Source organism: Streptomyces sp. NPDC002265, assembly GCF_040296125.1.
Taxonomy (GTDB): domain Bacteria; phylum Actinomycetota; class Actinomycetes; order Streptomycetales; family Streptomycetaceae; genus Streptomyces.
Genome location: NZ_JBEOWS010000433.1, coordinates 1 through 7,102, shown reverse-complemented (window position 1 = coordinate 7,102; position 7,102 = coordinate 1). Strand labels below are relative to the sequence as shown.

Genomic DNA, 7,102 nt, shown 5'->3' with positions numbered 1-7,102 from the left:
AGTCCTGCCCCTGACCCGGCTTGTGGCCCCGCTCTTCCTGTGGGGCCAGGACGAGCGGGGCGTCGTCGGTTTTCGTCGCCAGCGTGGGTCCGGGCACGCTCAGTTCGCGGGCGCTGATTGTCCGGCGAGTGGTGTTGCCGGAGCAGCCTCAGTTGCCGTGGTGCACGGTGAGCTGTCGCCCGTCCCAGAGGAGCGTGTCGCCGGGCCCGGCCACGATGGGTGTTTCGCTGCCGCGTTGGATGACGTATCCGTCGGGTCCTGCGATGGCCTGGTATCCGTGTTGCCGGCACCAGCGTTGGGGGATGTCGATGAGTGTCGCCCAGGTGATGGTGATGCGGGTGGGGTCGACGGCTTCGCGGTTGCCGACCATGCGCCGAAACAGCTTCGCTGTCCCCTGGAGCGCCCACCGGTCGCGTTGCCACACCCGCAGGCCGACTGCCTCGGACTCGTAGTCCTGGGCAAGGTCGAGGAGCGTGCCGCTTACGGCGCCCACTCGTGGCCCTCGCGGTCGAGGTGTCCGGCGATTGACAGGGCCATGGCCTCGACAGTCGCCATCATCTGGCTTCGTGCGTCGACGTGGTCTTCGGGCTCGCCCCAAACGAACTGGTTCACGACTCGCTGTTGGACTTCGTCGGTCACGCCCTCATCGGCTATGGCGCGGTCGGCGGCGGTCAGCATCCGCCTCATCGATTCGACCTGTGCCTGCTGGACGGGATCAAGCAGGAGCGTCTCCCGCATGCCGGCCTGCTGGTCAAGCCGGCGGTCGACAGTGTCGTCCACGAACTCGTTCACGTGCTCGCCTTCCTCGCCCATGCCGTCTCCTACGGATGGCGGCCGGGCCGTGGGAGAGGTCACTGACCGCGATGGCGCAGAGAGGGGTACGGACAGCTCATGATGCCAGCAGCATGCCGCTGACGGTTGTGGACGGGGTTGAACGAGCGACCCTCTGGCTCGCGCGGTGAGCACCGCGATAGGGTACCGATCTTGCTGAGATTTGCTGCCTCTGGAAAAGAAGCACAGGATGCACATCCTGGACAGTCCCTCCGATCTGTCGGAGCGTGCTCAGGATCTCCTCCGCCGCACGGGACAACGCGAGAGCCCAGTCAGGTTCGAAGCCCCGATAGAAATGTGGCGAGTGCACGACCGCGCGGGCCGTCTCATTCCGGCCCCGATGGAACTCATCATCCGATGCGAGGGTTTCGAGCAGAGGTTCGGCGGCCTGCGCTACCAAGTGCGGCACAGCTGGACCCTGGGAGCGGAACGGCACGAGACGGCCTACAGCTGGGAATACAACCATTTCGGCCTGAGAACATGGGCCTGGCAGGATCCCGCGCGAGGCGGCTGGTACTTCGAGTGGCTCGGAGAGCACGTGTCGAAGCCGTGCCGGGATCTGATCCATACAGATGGAAGTGTCGGCACCGACGTGGACGGCGGCAGTCCGTACCTCCCCGTCGCCCCCTCGATCACTCACCTGATCGAGTCTCATGCCCTCACCGACGCCGTCTCCGGTTGGAGACCCTGGCCGGCCTGCGGTTCCGCCGCCGCCTCGGCCGCCGAGCTTCTCCATGGACTCGTCGAAGTGCGGGAAGCCTCCTGGGAGACCTCGCGGTGGCGATTGTCGGAGTCCGTCGCCGTGTTCGAAAGCGAAAACTGGGACCGCGAGAATCCGAGTCGTCGGGTGCGTATCTGGTCGCAGGGCGAGGTCGGTCACCGTCAGGTCCAAGAAGCCTTCGAGCGTGAATGTTGTCCGGTAAGTGATCTACGACATGCCGGTTGAGCAGCTTTGTTGCTTCTCATCCGGCCAGCGTGAGGTTGTACAGGCGGGCGATGCCGAGCATGGTGTGGTGGACGCCGTCGCGTTTGAGGCGGCAGTCGCGCAGGATCTTCCTCGCCCGTCCCGCCAACCCGTGGCAACGAGGGACGAACGAAAACACCAGCGGCTTGATGCGGCAGTATCTGGCCAAGCGCGCGAACCTGTCTCTCCACATTGCTGACGACCTTCGTGTCATCGAGCAGCGGCTCAACAATCTCCTCCGCAAGAAGCCGAGTTGGCAGACCGCGGCCCAAGCGTTCACTAAGACTCTGGCGCACTGCGCCTGCAACGTTGCGACGATCACGCGAAACCGCCAAGGTGATTTGGCCCCCGCTTCGATCGGGTGGTTCCGCTGGGCTTGCGGCCGGCTCGTCGACGCCGCCAGGATCGGCTGCATGATCAAAGGTGTGATGTTCGACTTCTCCGGGACCCTCTTCCGGATCGAACCGGCCGCGCAGTGGCTGCGAGCGGTGGCACAGCAGGCCGGTCTGGACGTGCCCGAGGGTGAACTCGACGCGTGCGTCAGCCGGCTGGAAGAGTTCGGGGCTCAGCCCGGAGGGGTTCCTCCGCGCACGGTGCCGCCCCATCTGGAGGCACTGTGGCGGGAGCGCGATCTGACCGCCGAACAACACCGGGCTGCCTTCACAGCCCTTGCCCGTGAAGCGAAGCCGCCTGCGGCCGACCTGGCCGAGGCCCTGTACGAACGTTCCCAAGTCTCCGGGGCATGGCTGCCTTATCCCGACACCGAGGAAACCCTCCGCGCCCTGCGCGGGCGAGGCATCCCGATCGCTGTCGTCAGCAACATCGGCTGGGACATGCGCCCTGTCTTCCGCGACCACGGAGTCGATGACCTCGTGGACGCCTACTTCCTGTCCTTCGAGTGCGGGGTGAAGAAGCCCGATCCCCGGATCTTCCAGATGGCGTGCGACCAGCTCGGGGTGGCGCCCGGCGAAGCACTCATGGTGGGTGACGAGCCTGTTGCGGACGTCGGCGCTGCCACGCTGGGATGCAGGGTCCACCTGGTCGATCCCTTGCCCGTCGACCAGCGTCCCGGCGCGCTGGCCGAGGTGCTCCAGCTCCTCTGACGTGCCCGACCGGGGTGACTTTCGGCGCGATGCCGAGGGCCCGGCGACCGAACGCCGTCCGGTCCTCGGGCTCGATACCGCGCAAACGTACCGGCTTACCAGTCCGGAACGAAGTCATCCCGTATCCGATCACGCCGCACGATGCGATGCACCGGCCCTCCTGACCCGGGCCCGAACTACTGCATCGGGTGCCCCAGCCACCCGAACTGAGCGCGGAATCGGCCTGCCTACCCCTCACCGGCCTCCTGGTCGGCGGCTTCGTTGGCGCGGTCGATCTCGGCCATGTGCTCCTCCGCCCAGGTCCGCAGCCCCGCAAGCGCGGCTTCCAGAGACAGCCCGAGTCCGGTGAGTCGGTAGAAGACCCGCGGCGGCACGGTGGGTTCGACCCGGCGCGCCACCAGTCCGTCGCGGGTCAGGCTTCGCAGCGTCACGGACAGCATCTTCTGCGACACGCCAGGCATCCGGCGTCTCAGCTCCGCGAAGCGCACCTCGTCCGGTGCGGCATCGGCGAGCGTCCTGACGGCCATGGACGTCCACTTCGTACCGATGCGGTCCAGCAACTGCCGCGTCGGGCAATCGGGATCGAACAGATCGCCGCGTACTCCGTGACCGGAGGTCCGGGCTCCTCGGGTGGTCACCTGTGGCTCACCACCTTCCCTGGAAGTGCCGTCTAGAAAGCCGTCGGTCAGTTACTTATCGTTCTGTGGTCACCAATGGTAACCACCCCGGGAGGAGCCGTCATGCCCGTCGCCACCGCACACCACCTACGCCGCATCGCGACGAACGGCGTCCAACTCAACGTCGCAATCGCCGGGCACGGACCCGCGGTTCTCCTGCTGCACGGCTTCCCGCACACCTGGCAACTCTGGAGCAACATCATGGGCCGACTGGCTGGGCAGTACCGGGTCATCGCCCCGGACCTTCGAGGCTTCGGTGCCAGTGCACGCGCCGTCGAGGGCTACGACGCAGGCACACTCGCCGCCGACGCCGAAGGGCTGCTCGACGCACTCGGCGAGCCCTCGGCAGCGGTGGTCGGCATCGACGCGGGCACTGCCCCCGCCGTCCTGCTCGCGCTCCGCCGACCCGGCCTCGTCCGGCGCCTGGTCGTGATGGAGGCACTTCTCGGCGGCCTGTCCGGAGCGGAGGACGTCGTCGCGGGCGGTGCCCCGTGGTGGTTCGGCTTCCACGCCGTCCCCGGCCTCGCCGAGACCGTCCTGGCCGGCAACGAGGCCCCGTACGTCGACTGGTTCCTCGACTCGGGGACGCTCGGGCGAGGAGTACCCGACGATATCCGTGCGGCCTTCGTCCACGCGTACACCAGGGGTGAGGCCCTGCGCTGCGCGTTCTCCTACTACCGGGCCCTGCCCACCAGCGCGCAGCAGATCCGGGACGCAGTCGCGACGGCTCGGCTGACCATGCCGACCATGGCCGTCGGCTCCCACCCCGTCGGCACCGGCCTCGAACGCCAACTCCGTCCCATCGCCGATGACCTGGTCGGACACCGTCTCCAGGACTGCGGCCACATCATCCCCCTGGACCGCCCCGACGCGTTGTTCGCGCTCCTTGCTCCCTTCCTCTCCGCCGATCTGCCGAAGTGACCGGAGCGTTCGACGTGCCAACGCCGACTGGCCTGAAGGGACGCCTTCTCCTCCATGTGCGCGATGCGTCCATGCTGTTGCCGGTTCACGGCTTCAACTGGCTCGTGGTATGCCGATGCTTGAGGGAGGAGGCAATCAGAAAGTTCCCTCTCCCCCGCAGGCGTCATGCTGAGCGATTCGCACTGGTTGTCCGAACGGCTTCCTCGGGTTGCCGCTCCTGAGGATCTCGCCGACCCGCGCGGTCCATCTCGCGCCATTCCGGACGCAGCCCGGTCAGGTTCGTGGTGAGGAAGTACGCAGCTCCGCCGGCGAGTAGCACGGGCGCAAGTCCGACGGAGGTCACCACCGCTCCAGCGATCAGCCCACCGAGAGGGATGCCGGCCCAGGCCAGCGAGTCACCCAGTGCGCTGACCCGGCCCAACATCCGGCGTGGCACCCGCTCGAAGAGAACGGCCCCCAGCACCGGGTTCAGGAAGCCCGCCCCGAATCCACTGACGGCGAACACGGTCAGTACCGCTCCCATCGGTGCATCGGAGGCGAGAATCAGGAATCTCGGCGCCCCGGCCAGCAGGAACCCGGTGAAGAACACCATCCGGCGTCGCAGCCGGTGTGCAGCCATCGCAGCAATCAGACTCCCCGCGACCGCCGCGGCTCCCAGCACGCTGCCCAACAGGCCGATCGCAGCTGGCCCGTTGCCGGATTCTTTGGCCCAGACGGGCATGAGAACCGTGGTGAACCCCGCGTCCAGCAGGTTGGTGATCCCGACCATGACGATGACTGTCAGCAGCAACGGTTCGCCGCGCAGGAAGGTGAAGCCCTCGCCGAATCGTCGCCAGTAACCCGGTTCTGTCTCCCCGCCCCGCGAGGGGGCTTCCGCGACTGCATGCCCTCGCCCACGGGGCAACGCCAGCGTGATGAGCACTGATCCGAGAGCGAAGCAAACCGCGTTGACGACAAGCCCCGTCATAGGGCCGAGCAGCGCCACCAGGGAGCCGCCGGCCGCCGGGCCAATGGTGGAGGCCAGCCGCTCGGTCGCGCCGGACAGACCGGTGGCCCGTTCCAGCGGCACCCTGCCGCGCTCGGCCGCTTCCGGGACCATGACTGCCTTGGCAAGGTCGCCGGGGCCGCGTACCGAGCCGATCAGCGCGACCAGGACCAGCAGGAGCGGAAAGGACAGCAGGTCCAGGGCATGGAACAGGGGAACCGCAGCGGCAGCGGTTGCGCTGGCCAGATCCGTGGTCCAGGAAACGGCTCGCGGGCCGATCCGGTCCACCAACGGACCGGTGAACGCCTTGACCGCCACATAGGGAGTCATCTCGCAGAAGGCGACCAGTCCGGTCTGGGTGGCGCTGCCCGTTGTGACGAGCACGAACCAGGGCAGTGCGATGGCAGAGACCCGAGTACCGGTCAGCGACACGGCCATAGCCGCCAACACCCCACTCAGCGGTCGTAAGGACCGCTTGCCGGCTATGTCGCCGCCCGGAACGTCTTCCGTCACGACGTCTCCGTTCCTGTCGCTTTCCGAGGACTGGACGGCTGCGCCGACGCGGCGGGCGCATCCAGTTCCGGCAGGAGGTGTGTGATGACGGCGACCCGCTCGGCTCTCGCCGGGGCTTTCGCCGCCTCCTCCGGTACGTCTCTCCGGTAGCGGTCGACGACTGCCCGCAACTCCTGGCGCAGAGCGGTGGCTTCTTCAGGCGTGAGCCGCAAGGCACGGTCGCTCATGTCAAAGGTGTCCCGCCACGCGCGGGGCATCGTCTGCAGTTCGTTGACTGCCCGCTGTGTGCGCAGGGTGTAAGTGGCAGCGACGGACTGCAGGTAGGCCAGCGCGGCCTCGGGCTCTCGCTCGGCCAACTCGGGGTCGTTGAGCTCCGTCATCTGGTGCAACGAGCGCCACCAGCGCTCTCGTGCGTTGCCGCGCTCCGTGTCCTCCTCGACGAAGCCGGCCGCGCCGAGCTGGCGCAGGTGGTAGCTGGCCGTTCCGGAGTTCACACCGAGCCGCTCCGCGAGGCGGGTAGCGGTCGACGGGCCGTACTTCCGCAGCAGCCCGACCAGTTGTACGCGCACAGGGTGCGCCAGGGCACGCAGTCCCTTGGCATCCAGAACGATCGAGTCCGCTTCGGTCTTCGGGCTGTCCGGCCCCGTGCTCGGGTCAGTCATATCGCGCACTCTAGACCGCAAACAGTTCTTCGCAAAGACATCTTCGCGAAGAACTGTTTGGGGTTCGCCTCCGGCACGACCGATTCGTCGTCTCCGGCCCGTCGCGAACCTGGCTGCTCGCTCCGGATTCGGGCGCGGCTGGTCACGGCTGCATGGTGCGAGGGGTGATGTCGGGGAGCGGCTGTTCTGCCCAGATGGTTTTGCCGGTGGCGTCGTAGCGGGTTCCCCAGCGGTGGGAGCATTCGGCGACGAGGAAGAGCCCGCGCCCGCCTTCGTCGACGATGGCGGCCCGCCGGATGTGCGGTGCGGTGCTGCCGGCGTCGCTGACCTCGCAGATCAGCATCCGGTCCAGGATGAGCCGCAGCCGGATCGGCGGGGCGCCGTAGCGGATGGCGTTGGTGACCAGTTCGCTGACGATGAGTTCGGTGGTGAAGGTCAGTTCGCTC

At 67.5% G+C, this 7,102-nt stretch carries 9 protein-coding genes and 1 pseudogene; 3 read left to right on the top strand and 7 right to left on the bottom strand.

The window, feature by feature from the left end; translation table 11 throughout:
* Positions 1 to 148: 148 nt before the first annotated feature.
* Both ABT085_RS41590 and ABT085_RS41585 read right to left on the bottom strand, forming a co-directional pair.
* On the bottom strand, positions 149 to 493 hold the full coding sequence (locus ABT085_RS41590) for a hypothetical protein (protein WP_351620843.1): 345 nt from the start codon (positions 491 to 493) through the stop codon (positions 149 to 151).
* Complete coding sequence (locus tag ABT085_RS41585; protein WP_351620841.1) at positions 481 to 813, bottom strand: hypothetical protein; 333 nt, start codon at positions 811 to 813, stop codon at positions 481 to 483. Before ABT085_RS41585 ends, ABT085_RS41590 begins: the two co-directional genes overlap by 13 nt.
* 208 nt (positions 814 to 1,021) lie before the next feature.
* On the opposite strand from ABT085_RS41585, the gene ABT085_RS41580 reads away from it, so the two are divergent.
* Positions 1,022 to 1,777 (top strand): hypothetical protein, encoded by a 756-nt coding sequence (locus ABT085_RS41580; protein WP_351620838.1) that lies wholly within the window; start codon positions 1,022 to 1,024, stop codon positions 1,775 to 1,777.
* 16 nt (positions 1,778 to 1,793) lie between these two features.
* On the opposite strand, the pseudogene ABT085_RS41575 reads toward ABT085_RS41580, so the two are convergent.
* Positions 1,794 to 1,886, bottom strand: a pseudogene (locus tag ABT085_RS41575) (IS5/IS1182 family transposase); the annotation flags it as partial.
* A 322-nt stretch (positions 1,887 to 2,208) separates the two neighbouring features.
* On the opposite strand from ABT085_RS41575, the gene ABT085_RS41570 reads away from it, so the two are divergent.
* The gene (locus ABT085_RS41570) at positions 2,209 to 2,898 is read left to right on the top strand and encodes an HAD family hydrolase (RefSeq protein ID WP_351620846.1); all 690 of its coding nucleotides are present in this window, start codon (positions 2,209 to 2,211) and stop codon (positions 2,896 to 2,898) included.
* A gap of 227 nt (positions 2,899 to 3,125) precedes the next feature.
* Here ABT085_RS41570 and ABT085_RS41565 read toward each other — a convergent pair whose 3' ends face one another.
* On the bottom strand, positions 3,126 to 3,536 hold the full coding sequence (locus ABT085_RS41565; protein ID WP_351620836.1) for a winged helix-turn-helix transcriptional regulator: 411 nt from the start codon (positions 3,534 to 3,536) through the stop codon (positions 3,126 to 3,128).
* Between the two features lie 102 nt (positions 3,537 to 3,638).
* On the opposite strand from ABT085_RS41565, the gene ABT085_RS41560 reads away from it, so the two are divergent.
* Complete coding sequence (locus ABT085_RS41560; protein WP_351620833.1) at positions 3,639 to 4,496, top strand: alpha/beta fold hydrolase; 858 nt, start codon at positions 3,639 to 3,641, stop codon at positions 4,494 to 4,496.
* A 163-nt stretch (positions 4,497 to 4,659) separates the two neighbouring features.
* Here ABT085_RS41560 and ABT085_RS41555 read toward each other — a convergent pair whose 3' ends face one another.
* The 3 genes from ABT085_RS41555 to ABT085_RS41545 all read right to left on the bottom strand — a co-directional run.
* Positions 4,660 to 5,994 (bottom strand): MFS transporter, encoded by a 1,335-nt coding sequence (locus ABT085_RS41555; protein WP_351620830.1) that lies wholly within the window; start codon positions 5,992 to 5,994, stop codon positions 4,660 to 4,662.
* On the bottom strand, positions 5,991 to 6,656 hold the full coding sequence (locus ABT085_RS41550) for an ArsR/SmtB family transcription factor (protein ID WP_351620827.1): 666 nt from the start codon (positions 6,654 to 6,656) through the stop codon (positions 5,991 to 5,993). Before ABT085_RS41550 ends, ABT085_RS41555 begins: the two co-directional genes overlap by 4 nt.
* Positions 6,657 to 6,798: 142 nt before the next feature.
* Positions 6,799 to 7,102 (bottom strand): ATP-binding protein (locus tag ABT085_RS41545; RefSeq protein WP_351620824.1); only part of this gene is annotated, 304 nt, incomplete at its 5' end.

Coding starts and splice junctions, on each gene's coding strand:
- ABT085_RS41585 (WP_351620841.1), bottom strand. CDS start 813: ATGGGCGAGGAAGGCGAGCACGTGAACGAGTTCGTGGACGACACTGTC.
- ABT085_RS41580 (WP_351620838.1), top strand. CDS start 1,022: ATGCACATCCTGGACAGTCCCTCCGATCTGTCGGAGCGTGCTCAGGAT.
- ABT085_RS41570 (WP_351620846.1), top strand. CDS start 2,209: ATGATCAAAGGTGTGATGTTCGACTTCTCCGGGACCCTCTTCCGGATC.
- ABT085_RS41560 (WP_351620833.1), top strand. CDS start 3,639: ATGCCCGTCGCCACCGCACACCACCTACGCCGCATCGCGACGAACGGC.
- ABT085_RS41550 (WP_351620827.1), bottom strand. CDS start 6,656: ATGACTGACCCGAGCACGGGGCCGGACAGCCCGAAGACCGAAGCGGAC.